This is a genomic window from Pseudomonas sp. NFACC42-2 (assembly GCF_900116055.1).
Taxonomy (GTDB): Bacteria; Pseudomonadota; Gammaproteobacteria; order Pseudomonadales; family Pseudomonadaceae; genus Aquipseudomonas; species Aquipseudomonas marginalis.
Window position 1 is genome coordinate 220,170 of the sequence record NZ_FOZO01000001.1, and the last position, 23,924, is coordinate 244,093.

At 60.8% G+C, this 23,924-nt stretch carries 18 protein-coding genes; 9 read left to right on the forward strand and 9 right to left on the reverse strand.

The window, feature by feature from the left end:
* The first annotated feature begins 102 nt into the window (after positions 1–102).
* From BM416_RS00925 to BM416_RS00935, 3 genes are all read left to right on the forward strand, one after another.
* On the forward strand, positions 103–813 hold the full coding sequence (locus tag BM416_RS00925; RefSeq protein ID WP_092484325.1) for an HPP family protein: 711 nt from the start codon (positions 103–105) through the stop codon (positions 811–813).
* Between the two features lie 141 nt (positions 814–954).
* Positions 955–2,058: an enoyl-CoA hydratase/isomerase family protein gene (locus BM416_RS00930; RefSeq protein ID WP_092484328.1), complete on the forward strand. Its 1,104-nt coding sequence runs from the start codon at positions 955–957 to the stop codon at positions 2,056–2,058.
* A gap of 3 nt (positions 2,059–2,061) precedes the next feature.
* The gene (locus tag BM416_RS00935; RefSeq protein ID WP_092484331.1) at positions 2,062–3,213 is read left to right on the forward strand and encodes an acyl-CoA dehydrogenase family protein; all 1,152 of its coding nucleotides are present in this window, start codon (positions 2,062–2,064) and stop codon (positions 3,211–3,213) included.
* Positions 3,214–3,297: 84 nt separating this feature from the next.
* On the opposite strand, the gene BM416_RS00940 is transcribed toward BM416_RS00935, so the two are convergent.
* The 4 genes from BM416_RS00940 to BM416_RS00955 are packed head-to-tail and all read right to left on the reverse strand — an operon-like array spanning position 3,298 to position 7,187.
* On the reverse strand, positions 3,298–4,071 hold the full coding sequence (locus tag BM416_RS00940) for an enoyl-CoA hydratase (RefSeq protein WP_092484334.1): 774 nt from the start codon (positions 4,069–4,071) through the stop codon (positions 3,298–3,300).
* Positions 4,072–4,082: 11 nt separating this feature from the next.
* Positions 4,083–5,210, reverse strand: coding sequence for an acyl-CoA dehydrogenase (locus tag BM416_RS00945; RefSeq protein WP_092484337.1), 1,128 nt, complete (start codon positions 5,208–5,210; stop codon positions 4,083–4,085).
* Positions 5,211–5,222: 12 nt separating this feature from the next.
* Positions 5,223–6,407, reverse strand: coding sequence for an acetyl-CoA C-acyltransferase (locus BM416_RS00950; RefSeq protein ID WP_092484340.1), 1,185 nt, complete (start codon positions 6,405–6,407; stop codon positions 5,223–5,225).
* 12 nt (positions 6,408–6,419) lie between these two features.
* Positions 6,420–7,187: an SDR family NAD(P)-dependent oxidoreductase gene (locus BM416_RS00955; RefSeq protein ID WP_092484343.1), complete on the reverse strand. Its 768-nt coding sequence runs from the start codon at positions 7,185–7,187 to the stop codon at positions 6,420–6,422.
* Positions 7,188–7,387: 200 nt separating this feature from the next.
* Here BM416_RS00955 and BM416_RS00960 point away from each other — a divergent pair, with 200 nt between their 5' ends.
* From BM416_RS00960 to BM416_RS00975, 4 genes are all read left to right on the forward strand, one after another.
* Positions 7,388–8,281 (forward strand): bestrophin family protein, encoded by an 894-nt coding sequence (locus BM416_RS00960; protein ID WP_092484346.1) that lies wholly within the window; start codon positions 7,388–7,390, stop codon positions 8,279–8,281.
* 71 nt (positions 8,282–8,352) lie between these two features.
* On the forward strand, positions 8,353–9,411 hold the full coding sequence (locus tag BM416_RS00965) for a tetratricopeptide repeat protein (protein WP_092484349.1): 1,059 nt from the start codon (positions 8,353–8,355) through the stop codon (positions 9,409–9,411).
* A 111-nt stretch (positions 9,412–9,522) separates the two neighbouring features.
* Complete coding sequence (locus BM416_RS00970; RefSeq protein WP_065941535.1) at positions 9,523–11,025, forward strand: ATPase domain-containing protein; 1,503 nt, start codon at positions 9,523–9,525, stop codon at positions 11,023–11,025.
* Positions 11,022–12,692 carry an ATP-binding protein gene (locus BM416_RS00975; RefSeq protein WP_092484352.1) on the forward strand — a complete coding sequence of 557 codons (1,671 nt, stop codon included), beginning with the start codon at positions 11,022–11,024 and terminating at the stop codon, positions 12,690–12,692. Before BM416_RS00970 ends, BM416_RS00975 begins: the two co-directional genes overlap by 4 nt.
* A 62-nt stretch (positions 12,693–12,754) precedes the next feature.
* Here the strand turns inward: BM416_RS00975 and BM416_RS00980 are convergent, their stop codons facing one another.
* The 5 genes from BM416_RS00980 to BM416_RS01000 form a co-directional block, all read right to left on the reverse strand.
* Complete coding sequence (locus BM416_RS00980; RefSeq protein WP_027605876.1) at positions 12,755–13,132, reverse strand: response regulator; 378 nt, start codon at positions 13,130–13,132, stop codon at positions 12,755–12,757.
* Between the two features lie 78 nt (positions 13,133–13,210).
* Positions 13,211–14,404, reverse strand: coding sequence for a hybrid sensor histidine kinase/response regulator (locus BM416_RS00985; protein WP_027605877.1), 1,194 nt, complete (start codon positions 14,402–14,404; stop codon positions 13,211–13,213).
* Positions 14,398–14,997, reverse strand: a complete 600-nt coding sequence (locus BM416_RS00990; RefSeq protein WP_092484354.1) for a chemotaxis protein CheB — start codon at positions 14,995–14,997, stop codon at positions 14,398–14,400. Before BM416_RS00990 ends, BM416_RS00985 begins: the two co-directional genes overlap by 7 nt.
* Positions 14,994–15,824, reverse strand: coding sequence for a CheR family methyltransferase (locus BM416_RS00995; protein ID WP_174557012.1), 831 nt, complete (start codon positions 15,822–15,824; stop codon positions 14,994–14,996). Before BM416_RS00995 ends, BM416_RS00990 begins: the two co-directional genes overlap by 4 nt.
* Positions 15,825–19,322: a response regulator gene (locus BM416_RS01000; protein ID WP_092484357.1), complete on the reverse strand. Its 3,498-nt coding sequence runs from the start codon at positions 19,320–19,322 to the stop codon at positions 15,825–15,827.
* A gap of 230 nt (positions 19,323–19,552) precedes the next feature.
* On the opposite strand from BM416_RS01000, the gene BM416_RS01005 reads away from it, so the two are divergent.
* A complete protein-coding gene (locus BM416_RS01005) occupies positions 19,553–23,110 on the forward strand; it encodes a hypothetical protein (RefSeq protein WP_139237722.1) in 3,558 nt (1,185 codons plus the stop codon).
* 264 nt (positions 23,111–23,374) lie between these two features.
* Entirely contained in the window at positions 23,375–23,740 is a 366-nt protein-coding gene (locus BM416_RS01010; protein ID WP_065927512.1) for a response regulator, read from the forward strand.
* Positions 23,741–23,924 lie beyond the last annotated feature (184 nt).

A 23,924-nucleotide genomic window follows, 5' to 3' on the forward strand; every position in this document is an offset into this window, starting at 1 on the left:
ACACTGCGCGGGTTCCTCCCCCAAATGCAGGAACTTTCAAAGGGCTTTTCCGGGCAACCAGACAAGCCTTTTTTTTGCCCGCCGTTTATGGATTTCCTTTCAATGCGCTCTCGCTGGTTTCCCGCTGCTATCAACACCCGCCCCACCGAATGGAGCCGTGCCGCGATTGGCATGGCCTTGGGTACATTCTTCAGTGTGTGGCTCTGCGCCCAGGTCTTCGGCATGGAGGTGGCGCTGCACCTGCTCGGCCCGCTGGGGGCATCGGCGGTGTTGTTGTTTGCGGTCTCGTCCGGGGCGCTGGCACAACCCTGGTCGATCATCGGCAGCTACCTGTGCGCCGGTGTCGTGGCATTGCTGGTGGCCCGCGTCCTTGGGCGCACCCTGGGCGGTGCCTGCCTGGCGGCCGGCATGGCCGTGGTGCTGATGTGCTGGCTGCGGTGCCTGCACCCGCCCGCCGGTGGACTGGCCATGAGCCTGGTCCTGGCCGACCCTGCCTCCGCCGCCCTGGGCTGGCACGAATTGGGGGCCGTATTACTCGGTGCCGGCGCCTTGCTGGCCTGCGCATTGGCCTACAATAATGCGACGCGAACGCGCTACCCCAAAGGTACTGTCGAGACGTCGACGACTGTCCTGCCTGACCCCAGGGCCGCCCGCGACCCCGCTATTACGGCCGCCGACTTGAAGTTGGCGCTGGCGGACATGGAGCAATTCTACGACGTGGCCCCGACGGAGCTGGAGCAATTGATCCATGCTGCAGAAACCCACGCTCGGCGCCGCAGCATCGGTGAAGTACTGGCAACCCGCGTGACCTGAACCCACGCCCGCCACCCTGCATAAATGCAAAAACGACCTGCATGATTCCGGGTTGTACTGTGCAAATTTGCACTGGTACGATCACGGGAGTGTTTGTGCACGACCATCTTGATAAAGAACAATAAAAGCAGGGAGTTACAGATGACTGCTCAGGTTTCAAGCGAAGCAAGCAGCGCCGACAGGCGTCAGGACGACGTACTGGCCGAAGTACGCAACCATATCGGTCACCTCACCCTCAATCGCCCCGCCGGCTTGAATGCCATCACCCTGGACATGGTCCGCAGCCTGTCGCAACAGCTGCAGGCCTGGTCAGACGACCCGCAGGTGCATGCCGTAGTCCTGCGCGGTGCGGGCGAAAAGGCATTTTGTGCCGGCGGCGATATCCGCTCCCTGTATGACAGTTTCAAACGCGGCGACACCCTGCACGAAGACTTCTTCGTCGAGGAGTACGCGCTGGACCTGGCCATCCACCATTACCGCAAACCCGTACTGGCCCTGATGGATGGGTTTGTCCTGGGCGGCGGCATGGGCCTGGTGCAGGGTGCGGATTTGCGCGTCGTCACCGAGCGCAGCCGCCTGGCGATGCCGGAGGTGGCGATCGGTTACTTCCCGGACGTCGGTGGCAGCTACTTCCTGCCGCGCATTCCCGGCGAGCTGGGCATTTACCTCGGCGTGACCGGCGTGCAGGTTCGCGCGGCAGACGCCCTGTATTGCGGGTTGGCCAACTGGTACCTGGACAGCGCCAAGCTGGCCAGCCTCGACCAGAAACTCGACAGCCTGCAATGGCACGAATCGCCCCTCAAAGACCTGCAAGGCGTGCTGGCCAAGCTGGCGGTGCAGCGCCTGCCCGACCCGCCGTTGGCCGCATTGCGCCCGGCTATCGACCACTTCTTCGGCCTGCCGGACATTCCGAGCATCGTCGAGCAACTCCAGGAAGTCACCGTCGCCGACAGCCATGAGTGGGCACTGAACACCGTCCACCTGATGCAAACCCGCTCGCCCCTGGCCATGGCCGTGACCCTGGAAATGCTGCGACGCGGCCGGCGCCTGCCGTTGGAACAGTGCTTTGCCCTGGAGCTGCACCTTGACCGCCAATGGTTCGAACGCGGCGACCTGATCGAAGGGGTCCGCGCGCTGATCATCGACAAGGACAAGAACCCTCGCTGGAACCCGCCGACGCTCCATGGACTGGACAAAAGCCATGTCGACAGCTTCTTCCATCACTTCGAGCAGGTTGCGAAATAAGCCATGCAAGACATTGAATATACTGAAGAACAGGTAATGATCCGTGACATGGCGCGCGACTTCGCCCGTGGCGAAATTGCCCCCCATGCCCAAGCCTGGGAAAAAGCCGGCTGGATCGACGACGCCCTGGTGGCGAAGATGGGCGAACTGGGCCTGTTGGGCATGGTAGTGCCGGAAGAATGGGGCGGCACCTATGTCGACTACGTAGCGTATGCCCTGGCCGTGGAAGAGATCTCGGCCGGCGATGGCGCCACCGGCGCACTGATGAGTATCCATAATTCAGTGGGTTGCGGGCCAATCCTCAACTACGGCACCGATGCCCAGAAACATACCTGGCTGGCCGAACTCGCCAGTGGCCAGGCGATTGGTTGCTTCTGCCTGACCGAACCCCAGGCCGGCTCCGAGGCCCACAACCTGCGCACCCGCGCCGAACTGCGCGATGGCCAGTGGGTCATCAATGGCGCCAAGCAGTTCGTCAGCAACGGCAAGCGCGCCAAGCTGGCGATTGTATTTGCCGTGACCGACCCGGACCTGGGCAAGAAGGGCATTTCCGCGTTCCTGGTCCCCACCGATACCCCAGGGTTTGTGGTCGACCGCACCGAGCACAAGATGGGTATTCGAGCCTCGGACACCTGCGCGGTGACCCTCAACCACTGCAGCGTGCCCGAGGCCAACCTGCTCGGCGAGCGCGGCAAAGGCCTGGCCATCGCCCTGTCCAACCTCGAAGGCGGCCGCATCGGCATTGCCGCCCAAGCCCTGGGCATCGCCCGGGCAGCCTTTGAGGCGGCGCTGGCCTATGCCCGCGACCGGGTGCAATTCGACAAGGCGATCATCGAACACCAAAGCGTGGCCAACCTGCTGGCGGACATGCAAACCCGCCTGAACGCTGCCCGTTTACTGATCCTGCACGCGGCGCGCCTGCGCAGCGCCGGCAAGCCGTGCCTCTCGGAAGCGTCCCAGGCCAAGCTGTTTGCCTCGGAAATGGCCGAGAAAGTCTGCTCCAGTGCGATGCAGATCCATGGCGGCTACGGATACCTGGAGGATTACCCGGTGGAGCGTTACTACCGGGATGCGCGGATCACGCAGATTTACGAAGGGACCAGCGAGATACAGCGGATGGTGATTGCCCGGGAACTCAAAAACTACCAGCTATAAGAGCTGCAAGTCTTAAGCTGCAAGCTTCAAGTAAAAAGCGCATTGGCGATTACTTGAAGCTTGCAGCTATACGGCTGGCAACGGCTACTTATCCTTGAACGCCGGCGTACGCTTGGCCACGAACGCCGCCATGCCTTCCTTCTGGTCCTGCGTGGCGAACGCGGCATGGAACACCCGGCGCTCAAAGCGCACGCCTTCCGACAGGCTCACTTCAAACGCACGGTTCACGCTTTCCTTGACCATCATGCTGATCGGCACCGATTTGCCGGCAATCAGCGTGGCGACCTTCAGCGCCTCGTCCAGCAGTTCATCGGCGGGCACGATGCGCGCGACGATCCCGCAGCGCTCGGCTTCCACCGCATCGATAAACCGCCCGGTCAGGCACATTTCCATGGCCTTGGCCTTGCCCACCGCGCGGGTCAGGCGCTGGGTGCCGCCCATGCCCGGCAGCACGCCGAGGTTGATTTCCGGCTGGCCGAACTTGGCGCCGTCACCGGCCAGGATAAAATCGCACATCAGCGCCAGTTCGCAGCCACCGCCCAGGGCGAAGCCGTTGACCGCGGCGATGATCGGCTTGCGACGGTTGGCCACGCGGTCGCTGTCACTGAACAGGTCGTCGAGGTAGATCTGCGGGTAGGTCAGCTCGGCCATTTCCTTGATGTCGGCGCCGGCAGCGAAAGCTTTTTTCGAGCCGGTCAGCACGATGCAGCCGATTTCCGGGTTGGCTTCCAGGCCATCCAGCGCCTGGTTCAACTCGCTGACCAACTGCGCATTCAGGGCGTTCAGGGCTTGGGGACGGTTGAGGGTAATCAACCCGACGCGGCCCTGGACGTCGAGCAAAATGGTGTCGTAACTCATGTATCGGCTCCTTAGAGATTGCGTGAGATGACCATGCGTTGAATATCGCTGGTGCCTTCGTAAATCTGGCAGACCCGCACATCGCGGTAGATCCGCTCCACGGGGAAGTCGCTCAGGTAACCGTAACCGCCGAGGGTTTGCAAGGCAGCCGAACAGACTTTTTCGGCCATTTCCGAAGCAAACAGCTTGGCCATCGAGGCTTCGACCAACGCCGGCTTGCCGCTGTCCCGCAGGGCGGCGGCGTAGTGCACCATCTGCCGCGCCACGGCGATTTGCGTGGCCATGTCCGCCAGGCGAAAGGCCACGGCCTGGTGTTCAATGATCGGTTTGCCGAAGCTTTCGCGCTCTCGGGCGTAGTCGCGTGCAGCCTCAAAAGCGGCGCGGGCCATGCCCACCGATTGCGAGGCGATGCCGACGCGACCGCCTTCAAGGTTGGCCAGGGCGATCCTGTAGCCCTCGCCCTCCTCCCCAAGGCGGTTAGCCACCGGCACCTTCACATCCTCGAACAGGATCTGACAGGTATCGGAGGCATGCTGGCCGAGCTTGTCCTCGACCCGCGCCACGCTGTAGCCCGGCGAATCGGTGGGCACGATAAACGCGCTGATCCCACGCTTGCCCGCTGCCGGGTCGGTCACCGCGAACACAATCACCACCCCGGCATTCTGGCCGGAAGTGATGAACTGTTTACAGCCATTGAGCACGTAATGATCGCCTTCACGGCGTGCACGGGTTTTCAGGCCACTGGCATCCGAACCAGCTTGCGGCTCAGTCAGGGCGAAAGCACCGAGCATGGCGCCGCTGGCCAGGGGCTTGAGGAATTGCTCTTTCTGCTGATCGTTGCCGAAGCTCAGGATCGGCACGCAGCCCACCGAGTTGTGCACGCTCATGATAGTGGAGCAGGCGCCGTCACCGGCGGCGATTTCTTCCAGGGCCATGGCGTAGGCCAGGTAACCGGTATCGCACCCGCCCCACTGTTCCGGCACCAGCATGCCGAAAAAGCCCAGTTCGGCCATTTCGCCGATGGCTTCCTTTGGAAAGCGATGTTCGCGGTCCCACTCGGCGGCAAACGGTTTGAGCCGCTCCTGGGCAAATTGCCGGGCGGCGTCGCTGATTTGCAGTTGTTCGTCATTGGGCAGCATTGGGCTCAGTCCTTAATACAGGCATTCGACGGCCATGGCCGTGGCTTCACCGCCGCCGATACAAATGGCGGCGACACCCCGCTTGAGGCCTTTCTGGCGCAGGGCCGAGAGCAGGGTGACCAGGATCCGCGCGCCGGACGCGCCAATCGGGTGGCCCAGGGCACAGGCACCACCGTGGACGTTGACCCTGGCGTGGGGGATTTCCAGCTTGCTCATGGTCACCAGGCTGACCACGGCAAAGGCTTCGTTGATTTCAAACAGATCGACATCGTCGAGGCTCCAGCCGGTCTTGCTCATCAGCTTGCGAATCGCGCCCACCGGCGCCACCGGAAACAGCCCCGGTTCATCGGCAAACGCTGCGTGCCCATGGATCACCGCCAACGGTTTGAGCCCCCGCTGTTGTGCCTCGGACTCGCGCATCAGCAGCAATGCGGCCGCACCGTCGGAAATCGAGCTGGAATTGGCCGCCGTCACCGTGCCGCCTTCGCGGAACGCCGGTTTGAGGCCGGGGATTTTTTCCGGCTTGGCCTTGGGCGGTTGTTCGTCATGCAGGATGGTTTTCTGCTCTTTGCCGACGGTGACCTGTACCGGGACAATTTCGGCGGCGAAGCTGCCATGGGTGATTGCCTCCTGCGCACGGCTCAGCGACGCGATGGCAAACGCATCCTGCGCCTCGCGGCTGAAGCCATTGAGCTGCGCGCACTCCTCGGCAAAGGTGCCCATCAGGCGGCCCTTTTCATACGCATCTTCCAGGCCGTCAAGGAACATGTGATCGATGACGCGCCCGTGGCCCATGCGATAGCCGCTGCGGGCGCGGTCCAGCAGGTAGGGCGCGTTGGACATGCTTTCCATGCCGCCGGCGATCACCACGTCGACGCTGCCGGCCAGCAGCGAATCATGGGCGAGGATGGCCGCTTCCATGCCCGAGCCGCACATCTTGTTGAGGGTGGTGCAACGCGTGGACTTATCCAACCCGGCGCCCAAGGCGGCTTGACGCGCGGGCGCCTGGCCCAGGCCGGCGGGCAGCACGCACCCAAACAACACCTCATCCACGGCATCGGCGGCGATGCCGGCACGCTCGACCGCCGCACGGATAGCCGCAGAGCCCAGTTGCGGCGCAGTCAGGCCCTTGAGGTCGCCCTGGAACCCGCCCATGGGGGTGCGCACGGCGCTGACAATCACGATGGGATCATTCATGGCTCATCCTCCTTACTTGGCCGCCATGCGCAAGGCGCCGTCGAGACGGATCACCTCGCCATTGAGCATGCTGTTTTCAATGATATGCCGCACCAGCGCGGCGTATTCGGCAGGCTTGCCCAGGCGTGGCGGAAACGGCACGCCGGCGGCCAGGGAGTCGCGTACTTCCGGGGTCATGCCGGCCATCATCGGGGTTTCGAAAATGCCCGGGGCGATGGTCATCACGCGAATGCCGAAGCGCGCCAGCTCCCGTGCGGCGGGCAAGGTCAGGCTGGCTATCGCGCCTTTGGACGCCGCATAAGCGGCCTGACCGATCTGCCCGTCGAACGCAGCCACCGACGCGGTATTGATGATCACCCCGCGCTCGCCGTCGGCGTTCGCTTCCGTTTCGGCGATGGCCGCCGCCGCCAGGCGCAGCAGGTTAAAGCTGCCGATCAGGTTGACGTTGATCACCTGGGCAAAGCTGGCCAGCCCGTGGGGGCCAGTCTTGCCGAGGATCTTTTCACCGCGCACCACCCCCGCGCAGTTGACCAAGCCGTGCAAACCGCCAAACGCCGCGACGGTTGCCTGCACGGAGGCTTCGGCTGCGGCCTCCTGGCTGATATCCGCCACTGCGCTGCGGGCGTTGTCGCCGAGCTGCCTGGCCTTGGCCGCCACGGCGTCGGCATTCAAATCCACCAGCATGACCTTGGCCCCGGCCGCGACCAGCATATCTGCGGTGGCCGCACCGAGGCCGGAAGCGCCGCCGCTGACCAGAAAAACTTTGTTCTCAATCTGCATTATTGTTTCCTTGAACGGTCGAGATCGTCGAAATAGTCGCTCTGCAACGCCACGGCAGCAATGGTCAAAGCCTTCAACATGGCTGACTGGTTTGGCCAATCATCGACCGCGCTGATCGTCCGGTCAGCCCAAGCGATTGGACGTGCGCCGTGCAAGCTCCTAACCTGAGGGGCTGCGCCACCGAAGAAGTCCTCCCCGCGATGATCGTACGTCCCAAACCGAACCTGCTGGGCATCCTGTTTTCCCTCAAGGGCTCGATTGCCAAGCGCATCGCCCTGCGCAGCCTGCTGGTCACGCTGCTGGCGTCGGTGATCGTGTTGGTGGAAACCTTGCACCCGGCCTATTTCTCCAAGGTCAACGCCACGCCCTTTACGTTGCTCGGGCTGTCGCTGTCGATCTTCATGAGTTTTCGCAATAACGCCTGCTATGACCGCTGGTGGGAAGGCCGCAAGCAACTGGGGCAGATGATCATCGAGGTGCGCTCGCTGATTCGCGAGACCCAGGTGCTCACCGACCCGGCGGAGCGTAGGCGCCTGCTACGGGGCCTGGGCGGCTTCGCCCACGGGCTGGTCGCGCGTTTGCGCCACGAAGACCAAGCCCGGGCGATCCAGCCCTGGGCCAGCGTGGAAGCGAGTCATCCCAACCTGCCTGACCGGGTGCTGCAACAGATTGGCGCGGGATTTTCCGCCTTGGCCGAGCAAGGCACCCTCAGCGAATGGCGTTACACCCAGTTGGAAACCCGTCTGGTCAGCCTCAGCCAGGTACAGGCCGCGTGCGAGCGAATCAAAAGCACGCCGCTGCCCTTCCCTTATACCTTGCTGTTGCACCGCACCATTTACCTGTTCTGCATCCTCTTGCCGTTCGCCATGGCTGAACCCCTGGGCTGGCTGACGCCGGTGTTTACCGCCATTGTCAGCTACACCTTCTTCGGCCTCGATGAAATCGGCGACGACCTGGAAGACCCTTTCGGCTTTGACGAAAACGACCTGCCCTGCAATGCGATCCTGCGCACCCTGGAGCGTGAGCTGCTCGCCGCCCTCGGCGAAACCGACCTGCCGCCGCCCCTGGAGCCGGTGGAATACGTGCTGACCTGACGCAGGTTTGACACCTGCCGTGGTCTGGCCGAAGCTTGCGGCTTTGCTTCTTCAGCTTTTCGGACGCCTGCATGTCAAAGTCACGCCGTTACTCCATCGTCGGCCTGTGCGCCCTGTTGTTGATTGTGCTGATCACCTGGTATTTCTCCCGCACCACCCAGGTGGCCGTGCCTCCTGCCATTGCCCACGGTTACTCAAAAGCCTTGAAACAGGCGCATAACGGCGAGCCGGGCGCCGCGCGCGTGCTGTATCAGCAACTGGGCCGGCCGGACCTGTCACCCGAACGCCGCGCTGCGCTGCATGCCGAATTGCCCAACTACCCCAGCCCCCAGGCCTTGAAGCTCGCCGACAAAGACCTCACCAGCGACTCCGCGTTGGTGCGCGAAGCGGCTATCCACAGCATTGTCGGCCTGGTGCCCAGCGGCCAGCGCACCCTGCTGCTCGGCCCGGTGCTCGATGATCCCGAACAAAGCGTACGCTTTGCCGCCGCCAATGCCCTGCTCGGCCTGTCGCCCGACACCTTGGGCCTGTACTTCGGGCCATTGCAGCAGGTATTGGACGAGTTCGTGAAAAAGCTCAAGGCCCAGCCGGAAACGGCCGAAGGCTGGATTCAACTGGCGCGCCTGTACATTCACAGCGCCCTGCTGCCGGAAGCGCAAAACGCCTTGGAACAGGCCATGCGCTTGCAGCCGGACAACCTGCAAGCGGTGGTCGCGCAGATCGAGTTGCTGGATAAACAGGGCAAGACCGATGAATCCCGCCAATTGCTGGCCCGGCAATTGGCGGCGCACCCTGAGTCGGCCTACCTGCAACATGCCCTGGGTATGTGGCTGCTGCACCATGGCGAGCGCCCCTATGCGCTGCTCGGCCTGTCCAAGGCCGTTGAGCTGGAACCGGACAATCAGGATTACCGCTACGACCTCGCCACGACCCTGCATGCCCAGCAGGAATTGGAAGCGGCCCAGCGCCAGCTGGAGGAAATCGTCCAGCGCCACCCGGCCAATCGCAAGGCGCGGGTGCTGCTGGTCAATTATTGGAAAGAAAGCGGCCAATTGCAGAATGTGCAGGTGCTGCTCGCCCAACTCGAACAGCAAAACCCTGACGATCCGGCACTGCAGCAAGGCCTGTAGGCACAATAATCGCGCATCAGTTTGAACCGCCACAAAGCGCTACGGTCAAGAGAACATGGCGCGTCCACCTGGATGCGCATCCTCTACTCGTATGTGACCTGAGGGCACTTCTTGTCTACATCCAAAGCGTTGTTAACCGAAAAAGCAGCCATCGGCATCGAAGGTCTCGACGACATTCTTGCCGGAGGGCTATCGCGCAGCCACCTGTTCCTGCTGGAAGGTGAACCTGGCACCGGTAAAACCACGGTCGCCCTGCACTTCCTGCAGGCCGGGGCGAAAGCGGGTGAGCGAACGCTCTACATCACACTGTCCGAAACCGAGCGTGAGTTGCGCCAGGGCGCCGAGTCCCACGGTTGGGACCTGGACGACAATATTCATATCTTCGAGCTGACCCCGCCGGAGAGCCTGCTGGATGCCGAGCATCAGCAGAGCCTGCTGTACTCTTCGGACCTGGAGCTGGGCGAAGCAACCCGGCAGATCTTCGAAGTGGTGGAGCGGGTCAAGCCGACCCGAGTGGTCATCGACAGCCTCTCGGAAATCCGCCTGCTCGCGCAAAGCTCGCTGCGCTATCGCCGCCAGATCCTGGCGATCAAGCATTATTTCGTGCGCTACGACGCCACCGTGCTGCTGCTCGACGACCTGACTACCGAATCCCTCGACAAAACCGTGCACAGCGTGGCCCACGGGGTGATTCGCCTGGAAGAACTGACCCCCAACTACGGCGCCGAACGCCGTCGCGTGCGGGTGGTGAAATATCGCGGGCAGAAATATCGGGGTGGGTTTCACGACTTCACCATCATGCACGATGGCATTCACGTCTTTCCGCGCCTGGTCGCCGCCGAGCATCGTGGCGGTTACATACGCCAGACCTTGAGCAGCGGCATTCGCGAGCTGGATGCCCTGATGGGCGGCGGCGTCGAGACCGGCTCCAGCAGCCTGATTCTCGGCCCGGCCGGTACCGGCAAGTCGCTGATCTCGATGATCTTCGCCGCAGCGGCGGTAGGCCGTGGCGAAAAGGCCGCGCTGTTTATCTTCGATGAAGAACTGGGTTTGCTGTTCGAGCGCATGAACAATATGGGCATCGACCTCGCCGCCCTGCAGGCCACCGGCAACCTGCTGATCGAACAGGTGGATGCGGCCGAACTGTCCCCCGGCGAGTTTTCCCACCGCGTGCGCCGCTGTGTGGACGAGCGCGGGATCAAGACCGTGGTCATTGACAGTATCAACGGCTACCAAGCGGCGATGCCGGAAGAAAACGCGCTGATCCTGCATATGCATGAACTGCTGCTGTACCTCAACCGCCGTGGCGCGGCGACGTTCATGACCGTCGCGCAACATGGACTGGTCGGCGACATGCAGGCCCCTGTCGACATCACTTACCTGGCCGACACCGTGATTCTGCTGCGTTATTTCGAGGCATTGGGCAAGGTGCGCCGCGCCATCTCGATTATCAAGAAACGCACCGGCGCCCACGAGTCGACTATCCGTGAATACCGTATCAGCAGCCGCGGCATGACCGTCGGCGAACCGCTGGACAATTTCCAAGGGGTTTTGCGCGGTATCCCGACCTACATGGGCGCCGGTTCGCCTTTGCTCAAGGATGAGGCCGTGTGACCGACCTTTCACCCGTATCCGAACGCGCAATCGTCCTGGCGCCCATGGGCCGTGATGGCTCTTTGGCGCTGATGATGCTCAAGGAAGCCGGCTACACCGGCGTGATTGCCAGCAGCCTGCCCGCATTGTGCGAGGCCGTGGAGCAAGGCGCCGGCATGCTCATCATCGCAGCCGAAGCCCTGCGCGGCGCGGACCTGGAGCCCCTGCTGGAATACCTGCACCAGCAGCCCGCCTGGTCCGACCTGCCCATCGTGCTGATGACCCATCACGGTGGTAGCGAACAGAACGGTTCATCCCATCTCAGCGGCTTGCTGGGCAACGTGACGTTCCTGGAGCGCCCCTTCCACCCCGTGACGTTGATCAGCCTGGTGAGCGCCGCCCTGCGCGGACGGCGTCGGCAATATGAAGCACGGGACAGGTTGATCGACCTGAGCGAGAGCGAACTGCGCCTGCAGCGCACCCTCGAGACGCTGGAGCAGCAAGTCGAAGAACGCACGGCGCAGTTGCGCAGCAATGAAGAAGCCTTGCGCCAATCCCAGAAGATGGAAGCCGTCGGCCAGTTGACCGGCGGTATCGCCCACGACTTCAACAATATGCTCACCGGCATTATCGGCAGCCTGGAGCTGCTGCGAAGGCGCGTGTCCCGCGGCAAGCTGGACGATCTGGACAGCCTGATCGACCTCGGCGTGACCTCCGCCAACCGTGCCGCCGGCCTCACCCACCGTCTGCTGGCGTTCTCGCGGCGCCAGTCGCTGGATTCCAAGCCGGTACAGATCAACCAACTGGTGACGTCCATGGGCGAGCTGCTGCAACGCAGCCTCAACGAAAGCATCGCCTTGGACATGCGCCTGGACACTCAGTTGTGGACCGCCGAGGCCGACCCCAATCAACTGGAAAGTGCCCTGCTCAACCTGGCGCTCAACGCCCGGGATGCCATGCCGAGTGGGGGCCGCCTGGTTGTCGAAACCTGTAACCGCCACCTCGATAGCGTCTTCACGGCCGCCTACGGCACGCTCAAGCCCGGCGACTACGTGGAATTGAGCGTCAGCGACACCGGCTGCGGTATTCCGGAAAGCCTCATGGGCCGGGTCTTCGACCCCTTCTTCACCACCAAGCCCATTGGCCAGGGCACCGGCCTGGGCTTGTCGATGATCTACGGTTTCGCGCGCCAGTCGCGCGGGCATGTGACTCTCCACAGCGAGGTAGGCAAAGGCACCACGGTGAGCCTGTTCCTGCCGCGTTTCGTCGGCGAAATCACTCCCGATGTGACCGTGGACCCTGCCCTGTTGCCAATCGCCAACAGCGGGGAAACCGTGCTGATCGTCGAGGACGACCCGGCGGTGCGCGTGCTGGTCAGCCAGGTATTGAGTGAGCTGGGCTACGCCTTTGTCGAAGCGGGCGATGCCGATGGCGCACTGCCGATTATCGAATCCAGCCAGCGCATTGACCTGATGATCAGCGACGTCGGCTTGCCCGGCATGAATGGACGCCAACTGGCAGAGATAGGCCGGCAGGTTCGTCCGGACCTGAAGGTGCTGTTCATTACCGGATATGCCGAGCATGCGGCGGTGCGTGGTGGGTTCCTGGATCCGGGGATGCAGTTGATCACCAAGCCGTTTACCTTTGATTTGTTGACGGCGAAGGTACGGGAGATGATTCGGGCGTAAATGGCCATTAGCCAAGCAGTGTCATTCAGGCTCAGGAAGAGCCTGATTCACCACTTGGCCCTTCAGGCCAACAAACGCTGTATATGCTCCTGCAAGGTATCCAGGTCAAACGGCTTGGCCAGGATCGGCGCATTGCGCGTGATCGGGCTGTTGCAGTCGAGAATTTCCTGGGGGTAGCCGCTGATAAAGATCACTTTCAATTCCGGGCGCAACTTGATGGCCGGCTCAGCGATCTGCACGCCGGAAATCCCACCGGGCAAACGGTAGTCGGTGACCATCAGGTCCAAGTGCGGCTTGGTGGCGAGGATTTCAAAGGCCTGCTCCCCGTTGATCGCCTTCAATACCCGATACCCCAGGCCGGCCAGGTACTCACCCAGCACAAACATAATGGATTCGTCGTCCTCGACGATCAGTACGACATCTTGTGCATCTTCACTCATGGGAAGCCTTTGTCCGGTCAATTGCTGCAATTACGACCATGGGGTCACGTAGAGGTTGCGTCGGGGTGACGATTGATTTCATGCCGACGGTTCAAGGGGCAGGCACACCCGGAACAAGGCGCCCTGGCCTATCTGGCTCTCGACCTCGATGGTGCCGCCATGGGCGGCCACGATCTGTTCGGAAATAAACAACCCAAGGCCCAGTCCCGCGGCAACCTGGCTGGCTGACACCCGTTCGAACTGCTGGAAAATACGCTTCTGGTTCTCTTCGCTGATGCCGATCCCGTGGTCACGCACTTCTACCCTGGCTTCGCCATGCTCGGTATACACGCGCACCTCCACCGGGCTCTTGGCCCCGTAGCGCAGGGCGTTGGTCAGCAGGTTGGTGACCACCTGTTCGATACGAAACTCATCCCAATTGCCCACCACCGGCCCCTCGGCCGCCAGGTGCATCGACGATTCGGCGGCGGCTACCTGCGGTGCGAAATTCTCCACCAGGTTGCTCACCAATTGCGCCAGGTCGAAGCGCCCCGGGCGTATCGACAATTTGCCGGTGCGGATACGCGAGACGTCGAGCATGTCTTCGATCAGGCGGATCAGGCTCTGGATCTGGCGCTCATCGCGGTCGACCATGGCGTGCATCTTGTCCAGAGTGAACGCGGCGGCGTTATCCCGGGCCAGGTGCATCTTGCGCAGCTGGGTTTCGAGGATCAGGCCGTTAAGGGGCGTACGCACCTCGTGGGCGACGATCGACATGAAGTCGTCGCGCATGCGCACTGCCTGCTCCAGCTCGGCCTGGGTGGCCTGCAGGCGCGTGAGCAACAGCTCCTGCTCGCGGCGGCTGCGCTCCAGGGCTTCGACTTGCTGCTTCATCGCCTTGCTCTGGCGGTACAGGTCGACAAACACATTGACCTTGCTCTTGACCGCGTGGATATCCAGCGGCTTGTGCAGGAAGTCCACGGCGCCACTTTCATAGCCCTTGAACGCATAGTTGAGTTCACGACCGGCGGCGCTGACGAACACAATCGGGATGTTCTTGGTTTTCTCGGTGCCGCGCATCAGCTCGGCCAGCTCGAACCCGTTCATGCCGGGCATCTGCACATCGAGAATCGCCATGGCGAACTCGTGCTCCAGCAACAGGGACAAGGCCTCGTCGGCGCTCAGTGCCTTGAAGACCTGGCGATCCTCGCGCTTGATCAACGCTTCGAGGGCCAGCAGGTTTTCCGGCAGATCGTCGACGATCAGCAGTTTGGCCTGGACAGTACTTAACATGGGGAGGATTCCAGGGAAGCCAGCAATGCGGCAATGCGGCTCAGGGTCAGAATATGGTCAGGGGTGTGCAGGGCCAGGGCCGCCCGCGGCATCACGGCAATCCGTGCTTCGCTGGGGTCCTGGACCACCGTGGTGCCGCCCGAATGCTTGACATGGGCCAGCCCGTGGGCGCCGTCCTGGTTGGCCCCTGTCAGCAAAATCGCCAGCAGGCCCTTGCCATAGGCATCGGCGGCGGAGGCAAACAGGTAGTCGATCGCCGGCCGGGAATGGTGTACCCGCTCTTCCTGGCTGAGGGACAGGCTGCGGTCATGCTCGATCGAAAGGTGATAACCGGGCCCGGCGAAATACAACGTGCCCGCCTGGATCGCTTCCTTATCCTGCCCTTCCCTTACCGGAATCGGCAGGCGTCGCGCAAAGACTTCCGCCAGTTGGCTGCGGCGCTCATCCGGCAGGTGCAATACGGCAATGATCGGCAGGCCGAAGGTCTCGGGCAGCTCGCTGAAAATACCCAGCAACGCCTCGACGCCGCCGGCGGAGGCGCCGACGACGATGGCTTCAATCCCGCGAATCGGGTTGGCGGCAACGTCGTTCATGATTTGCGGTAGATCCGTTCCTGCTTGACCAAGGGTTCGAATTGCTTGCTGTACCCCGAAAACTCCAAGGTTTCCTTGCTGCCCAGCACCAGGAAGCCGCGATGGCACAGCGACTCATGAAACAATCCAAACGCTCGATCCTGCAATTTTTTATTGAAGTAGATCAGCACGTTACGACATGAAATTAATTGAGTTTCCGAGAAAACACTGTCGGTCGCCAGGCTGTGGTCGGCGAAGGTCACATTCTCCCGCAACGATTTGTCGAAGATCGCGTAATCGTAAGCCGCCGTGTAGTAGTCGGCAAATGATCGCTGCCCCCCGGCCTGCTGATAATTGGCCGTGTAGGCCCGCACGTTCTCCAGGGAGAAGATGCCTTGCTTGGCTTTATCCAGGGACGCGGGGTTGATATCGGTGGCATAGATGATCGTGCGTTCCAGCAGCCCTTCCTCACGCAACAGGATGGCCATGGAGTACACCTCCTCCCCCGTGCTGCAGCCGGCAATCCAGATCTTGATCGACGGGTAGGTCTTGAGCAGCGGCACCACTTCCTGGCGAATGGCCAGGAAGTGCGACGGGTCGCGAAACATCTCGCTCACCGGGATCGTCAGGAACTGCAGCAACTGCATGAACGCCGCCGGGTCGTGCAGCACCCGCTCCTGCAGTGCCGAAATCGTGGCGCAGTCGAACTGGCGCAAGGCATGGGCCACGCGGCGCTTGACCGACGCGCCGGAGTAGTCGCGAAAGTCGTAGCTGTACTTGAGGTAAATCGCCTCGATCAACAGGCGCAGCTCAATATCGCTGCTCTTCTCCAAAAAACGTTGCTCCACTTAAATGCGTTCCATCTTCGGTAGCCACACGCGAATCAGCGAGAACAGGCGATCCAGGTCGATCGGCTTGGCCAGGTAATCGTTGGAACCCGCCGCGAGGCAGCGTTCCTGGTCGTCTTTCATGGCCTTGGCCGTCACCGCGATGATCGGCAGTTTCTTCCAGCGCGGGTCCTGGCGGATCAAGGCGGTGGCCTCGTAGCCGTCCATCTCCGGCATCATCACGTCCATCAGCACCAGGTCGATATCGTCGACTTCATTGAGTCTCTCGATGGCTTCGCGGCCGTTACGCCCGATCACTACCACGGCACCTTTGTGCTCCAGGGCGCTGGTCAGGGCGAAGATGTTACGCACATCGTCGTCCACCAACAGGATCTTGCGCCCCTCGAAGACCTTGTCGCGGCTGCGGGCGGTCTTGAGCATCTTCTGGCGGTCATGGGACAGCTGGGATTCGACTTTGTGCAGAAAGAGTGTGACTTCGTCGAGCAGGCGCTCTGGCGAACGGGCGCCCTTGATGATGATCGAGCGCGAATACTTGCGCAGTTCGGCCTCTTCATCGCGGGTCAGGTTGCGCCCGGTGTAGACGATTACCGGCGGGAACGAGCAGATATCTTCGGTGGCCATGCGCTTGAGCAACTCGTTGCCCAGCATGTCCGGCAGCTTGAGGTCGATGATCATGCAGTCATAGACGTTGGTGCGCAGCAGCTCCAGGGCGGCCTGGGCGTAGCCGACATCGGTGATTTCGATGTCATCGTCGCCGATCAGGCGGGCAATGCTGTCGCGCTGCAGGTCATCGTCCTCTACCAGCAGCACGCGCTTGACCTTCTGGGTCAGCTTGGCCTCAAGGCGCGCAAACACGTCCTTGAGCTCTTCGCGCGTCGTCGGTTTTACCGCATAGCCGATGGCGCCCATGTGCATGGCGGCTTCGACGCGGTCTTCCACGGAAATCACGTGCACCGGGATATGGCGCGTGTTGGCGTGCTCCTTGAGGCGTTGCAGGACAGTGAGCCCGGAATGGTCCGGCAGGCGCATGTCCAGCAGGATCGCATCGGGAATGTACTCCTCGGCCAGGCTGTAGCCCTCGTCCGCGCCGTGGGCCACCAGGCACTGGTAACCCAACTCATGGGCCAGGTCGAACAGGATGCGGGCAAAGTTCGGTTCGTCCTCCACCACCAGGATGCAGCGGGTGGTGAACGGCGCCTTGTCGCGGTCATCGGCGAAGCGCGGGATCTGCTTGGTGTCGGCCACCGGCAGCGGCGAAATTGCGATGGGCGTGGGTGCGGGTGCGGTAATCACCTGGCGCGGCGGCTCGATTGGCGCGGCATCTTCCTCGCGCTCGACATACTGCTCCGGCAACACCAGGGTGAAGGTGCTGCCTTTGCCGGGCTCACTGGTCACGCTGATATAGCCGCCAAGCAACGCGGCCAGGTCGCGGGAAATCGACAGGCCCAGGCCCGTGCCGCCGTAACGGCGGTTGGTGGTGCCATCGGCCTGGCGGAACGCCTCGAAGATGCTTTCCTGCTGGTCCGGGGCAATCCCGATGCCCGAATCGCGCACGGTAAAGGCGATGCCTTCCCCAGGCGCGCGGGACACCGACAGGCTGACCTCGCCTTGCTCGGTGAACTTGATCGCGTTGGAGAGCAGGTTCTTGAGGATCTGCTCCAGGCGCTGGCGGTCGGTGAACAGCATGATCGGTGCATCGGCCTGCACCTGTACCTGGAACCCCAGCTTACGGTCGGCGGCCAACGGCTCGAACATCCCGCGCAGGCCATCGACCAGGCGTGTGACGCTTGAGTTTTCCGGGCGCACTTCCAGCTTGCCGGCTTCCACCTTGGAAATATCCAGGATGTCGTTGATCAGGTTGAGCAGGTCATTGCCCGCCGAATAGATCGATTCGGCAAACTTGACCTGTTCGGCGCTGAGGTTTTCCTGGGGGTTTTCCGCCAGCAACTTGGCCAGGATCAACGAACTGTTCAGCGGCGTGCGCAGTTCGTGGGACATATTGGCGAGGAATTCGGACTTGTACTTGCTGGAGCGCTGCAATTCATCGGCGCGATCTTCCAGCTCCAGCTGGGCCTGGTTGAGCTCGACGTTCTTGCGGTCCATGGCGTCGCGCTGTTCGGCAAGGGTCTGGGTCTGTTCGGCCAGTTGCTCGTTGGTCTGCTCCAGCTCTGCCTGCTGGGTTTCCAGGTGAGCCTGGGACTCCTTGAGAATGCGCGACTGTTCTTCGAGTTCTTCGTTGGCGGTCTTGAGTTCTTCCTGCTGTACCTGCAGTTCTTCGTTCAGCTGCTGGGTTTCGGCCAGCACTTCCTGCAGGCGTTGGCGATAACGGGCGGCCTCGATGGAGGTGCCGATATTGCCGGCGATCAGCTCCAGCAGTTCGACGTCGCGCTCCTCCAGCGGGCGCAAAAAGCCCAGTTCGATCACACCGTTGACACGGTCGTCATCGCTGGTGGGAACCACCAGCACGCTACGGGTCGTGCCTTCGCCCAGGCCGGAGCTGACCTTGAAGTAGTCCACCGGCACGTCGTCCAGGCGAATCAGGCGATCGAGCTGGGCGGCCTGCCCAACGATGCCCTCATCGCTGTAGATCGACTGCTCCAGCTGTTCCTGCTCGCGGGAGAAGCCATAGGTGGCCACACGCTTGAGGCCGCCATGCTCTTCACGGACATACAGCGCCGCCACCGCCGAGCCCATGTATTGGGCAAAGAACTGCAGGATATTGCGTCCGAGCATGTTCAGAGTGAGTTGACCGAGCACCTGTTCGGCCAGTTCGGTCTGGCCGTTACGCAGCCAGGCCTGCCGCTCCAGACGCTGCGCGATCTTCTGTTGTGACGCGAGGTTTGCGCTGTAACTTTCTGAAAGAGAAAGCAAGTTTTTTCTACCCATGTAGGCCAGGATCCCGCTCAGGCCGAGAACGAACAACAGATAGAGGGTGACGCTGATCACCGTGGTGCGCGTGACTTGTTCATTGCGAGTGATCCGGAACTGCTGCTCCATCGCCACCGCGTCTTCGTATTCCTTGCGAATTTCGTCGGTCAGGCGCTTGCCCCGGCCGGACTTGACGGCGTTGCGGTAGTCACCGCTTTCGCGCTGCAGGTCGATCATCGACTGGGCGTATTTGTTCCATTCGGCTTGCAGGGCTTCCAGGCGTTTCAGACGGTCCACCTGTTGCGGGTTGTCCGCCACCAGTTCCTGCAGGTTACGCAGGTCGGCAATGATGCGCGGCTTGGCCACTTCGTAAGGGTCGAGGAAGTGCTCGTCCCCGGTGATCAGGAAGCCACGCATGCCGGTTTCAAGATCGACGGTCAGCTTGGACGACTCGTTGAGGTTGTTGATGACCCGGTCAGTGTGCTCCACCCACTGGATCACCGAGAGCAAATAGGTGATCAGACAGACGAAAAACACCGCGCTGAGCACGCCCACACCCAGGGGCAATGCCACGTTTCGGCTGAGCAGTGTACGAAAGCTCTTTTCATCGACGGACGACGCGGGAGTCATGGGCATGCCTTGGCCAAATAGGGAAAAACCGGGAGTTTGCCCCAAAGTGCCGGTAGAGGGCTACGTTTCTGACGCGTATTGAGGTTTAAACACATTCACATTCCAAACTTGCCACCGCCGATGCCCGACATTTATGGAACCAATGCCGGGGGAACACCTGGGTGCGCTCCCGACACTCAACGGAGGTCTGAAGCAGGTCCAGGGAGGACCAACCACCAAAGGTAATGAAGATGGCATCCTCATTGAGCCTCCAGCCACGCCCCCAGGTTATAGATCACTCCATCGCATCGACGCCTGCTCAGTCGCAGGCCACCCCCGGTAACACCCTGTCCATACACCGCGACCCAACTTCCACACCTGCGCGACGCTCCTCGGATGAATCGCAGCCTCTTTCACTCCAAGCACGCGCACAGGCAAACGCACGGAACTGGAAAAACCTCGCGCACCAGCTCACCGAGGCGACGAAGAGCCTGGGAGAGGACGCGACTCCAGCAGCCGTGTTGTCACATTTGAAAACCACTCAAACAATCATTGATCCACACTCGACCTTTCACGCGTCCGGCGCGCCGGGCAGCGACTCCACTGTCAGCCTGGAAAGCTTTATCAAGCATCACGATTTACCTATCCCTGAAACCCGAGCTGACCTGGTTCACTTGGCAGATGCCGCTAACGCTCGAGCCCTGGAACCGCTGCTGGGTGATCTCGGTGGGGGCTTATCCTGGCCCCTTCCCCTGACCCAGGAACAACGGCACAAGATACGAGTCATCGTCGAGTCCAGCATCCTGCGCGGCAATATCCGGACCGAGCCCGCCTTACTCCGGGCGGAGCTGGCCAAAGGGGCGCTGGGTGCGCTTATCAAGGCCAGCGCTCTTTCGGAGGTCGAACTGCAAGACCCGGCCAGGGCGCTGGACACCCTGCTCAAGTCCCCCATGGCCCAGAAGATAGGGCAAGGGGTCCAGGACGGGCTGAATGGTATCGCCACGCCAACCAGCATCAGCGATTACGTGTTGGCCGCCCTTCACATCGGTCTCGATCGTGAGTCCGTCGTGTTGCCTGTGAGAAATTCAATCGCCGGCTTTGACTTGGGCCATCAAGACTATTGGGGCCTGCCACCGTCAGCCATCGTCCAGGGGCTCAGTAAACATCTGGTGACTAAAGGCAGGGCCACGCCGGCCACGGCCAAGCTGGCCACCCACCTGTTGCTGTCACGCACAGCCCCCCAGTTCCTGGTCAAGGATATTCCCGACTCGCTGGTGAACGGCAGCCAGGCCTGGGTGAGTTTCTGCCTTGCGGTGGCCAAGGTCGAAGCGAGTGCGCCGGGGACCGCATCGCAGATGAGCTACGGCCAGGTCATGAGTGCCGCACAAGCCTTGAATGGTCCTGCGGAACACGCCATCACGCCGTTGTTACTGGATTGGGGCGTGTCCAACGGTCTGGTCGAAAAGAAGGACGATGCCCTCTACACCCCTGAGGAAGTCGACAGCATCCGGACCGCGTTCAATGAGCAGTTAAGCGCCAGAATCAAGGCCTCCCAATTAATCACTGCCGAGATTCCTAGTAGAAAAGCCATCGCCCTGGAAAAACTCAAGGAGCATTTTGGTGAGCGCACGGACTTTGAGTCGAAAAGTCTCTCAACCGTCACCGATGACAAAGCCAAGCAACTGGATGGCAAGCACTCGATGCTGGACATGGCCATGATGGGCATCAACGTCAACTGGAAAACCGACGACCCTGACCTTCCGATCGATGTGATCAATCAGCAACCCCGGCTCAACGTCAATGGGATATTTCTAGAGCAATACGAATCGGCGATCAAATCACTCGAAGAAGGCATTCAGACCCAGGTAAAACACATGATTTCCGAGCTGCCACTGGAAGATCGGGAAAACCTGGAGTTCGGTAAAATCGAATTATTTCAATACAACCAATACAAGATTGGCAGGGGTTTCATAAACCCGGCCACCTTCCAATCCAGGCTCAATGAATTGCTGGTAAGAACCGAAAGGCAGGTTGACGGAGAAACCCAGGTCAATGTTTATGAGATCGATGTCCGGAACAAACGCATCGTGAAGCGACAGAGTGAGGCAGCCATCACGCGGGGTGGATGGCGGGACGCGAATATATCGACCAAAGTAGAAAAGTTCGCCCCTGAGCACCAGGACCGGCTCGAGCGAGAACAGCCGCCAGAAGACCCTTCTCGTCCCCCATCGAGTTTCACCTCTACCCGAACACACGACCTGGCAGGCGCTTTTTTTGAGCACCTTGGTATCGGGAACCAATGGCAGCAAGCCAGGGGAAGCACGACACTCGATCAGCAGAAAGAAAGTGATGAGCGACTCAAGCAGTTTTCTCTCAACTTGATTCCCTTGAGATCGGCCATTGTCAACTTTCGTGACGGTGACTATGAAGCCGGGCTTTTCGACCTCGGCCTGGATGCTCTCGGGCTGCTGACCATGGGTTACGGTGCTGCCGCAAAGCTCGCCAAGGTGGCTGCATCCTCGGCGTCCGCTACCGTAAAGGCATTGCAGGCGGGTCGCGTCATCGGCAGTAGCCTTATCAGCTCGCTCAACCCGTTGAGCGGAGTGAGGGGCGCGGCGACGGGAGCCGCCAAGCTGGCCACGCGCGGCGCAAAATTTCTCGGCGATTCCGGGCAGGTACTGATCAACAAGGTGCGTGGCGCATCGGGAAGCTATGACCTGTTGAAGGCCGCAAACAAGGAATACGGCACCGCAACCATCGGATCGTTCAAGGCTGCCGAGGGTAATATCGACGGGATCGCCGTACACCGGGACGGGAACTGGTATGCCTACGACGCGGTCAAGCAGCAACCCTTTGGCGCCCCCTTGCAAGACTTCACCCCCATTCATGGCAGGGTGACAACTATCAACGATGCTACCCCTCTGAACGGGCCTCATCATGAGGGGTTCAAGCAAAACCTGGAACGGGCGCAACAGCCGCAGAATCGTTCCGACTTTAATCGCGGCTACGACCATGGGGAAGTGACAAAACTTCGTAATTACCATTCCAATATTAGCGGCAGAGGTCTCATCCAGCTGATTTCCGACCCAAGCCTGACAGCGGAGGAGATTGGCATACTCGCTAAGCAAATAAAATTAAAGGCAATTGAGGAAGCCAAGTACGCCTCTCAACTGCTTAATGCCGACGTCAAGGCTCCGGGTGTGCAGTTGACTCCTGCCTCACTGCATTACTACCTCGCCCATGTCGACCCCGCGTCACGCGGCGAATGCGCCGCAATGGCAAATACGATGGCCATGGCTATCGAGCAAGGAAAGGAGGATCTATTCCTGACGAATCTTTACCGCGCAGCGGCCTCTCCGCTGACGCAGCAATCGCAAAAATTCATCAAGACGCTGAGGTCTTTCCAGGACGTCGTTGGTAATAAGATAAGTTATCACTTAGATCAACCCTTCAAGAAATTGAATGTCGCGCAGATCATTGAAGATCTCACCAACTCCCCTACATCGAAGACACTCAGAATCGGTGAAAAAGACCATGGATTAATTGCCGGCATCAGGGTCAAGGATGGGACTACGGATTGGTTTTTCTACGACCCAAACGCGGGATTGGTAAAGTTTCAAACATTGCAATCCATGCAAGAGGGATTGGATAAAGTGTTAAGTAGCGGATTGAGTGCCCCAACACGAAATCCCTATGGCACAAAACGCGGGACGATCGAGTACAACGTCAGTGAGTTCCATTCTCTCGACGTGGTTTACGACAAGGTTGACGACTTGGCCGTAGCGAATCTGGTCTTTACGCCGCTATGAAGTACGGTTTCGGGCATTGAGTCCGCTGAGCCTCCTCGCCTCGTTTGAAGGCGTGAGGCTCAGGTGCTCGGCCAACACTGATGGGCCCCGTGCTCAACCAGACAAAAAATGCCCCTGCTTCTCTTTCCCAAACGGGACATTCTGGCCCGTTGCCGTCACAATACTCGCCTGCTGTGGGAACTTGCCGAGATTGACGCGACTCATTAGAGAATGGTCTTTCAACCGCTAAAGACCTGCACCTCCATTTTTTCGGGAACCCTCATTATGTCCGCAGCCCCCTCCACCCTCCTTGTCGTCGAAGACGATGCCATCGTGCGCATGCTGATCGTTGATGTGCTCGAAGAGTTGGAGTTCCTGGTGCTTGAAGCTGCCGACGCTGAAGAAGCCTTGAAGATTGTCGAAAATGCCGCGCAGCACATCGACCTGATGATGACCGACGTCGGGCTGCCGGATATGGACGGTAAGCAATTGGCAGCCAAGGTGCGTGAAGTGCGGCCCACCCTGCCGATCCTGTTTGCCAGCGGCTATGCCGAGAACATCGATGTACCTGCCGGCATGCAGGTGATCGCCAAGCCATTCTCCATCGATCAATTGCGCGACAAAGTCAAATCGATGCTGCCTGCCGCCTGACCCCCCCCTCTTTTACACAGTGCCGCCCATCGAGGCGGCTATTTGTGCGCCTTTACCCACAGGTTCAAGCCGCCGTACGGATCGGCATTGATGAGTTCGCATAATTCGCAGGGATTAACGTGACGTTCGGGAAATAAAACAGGAAACTCATCGCCTTTATTCCCCGTCAGTCAAACGCACTTTG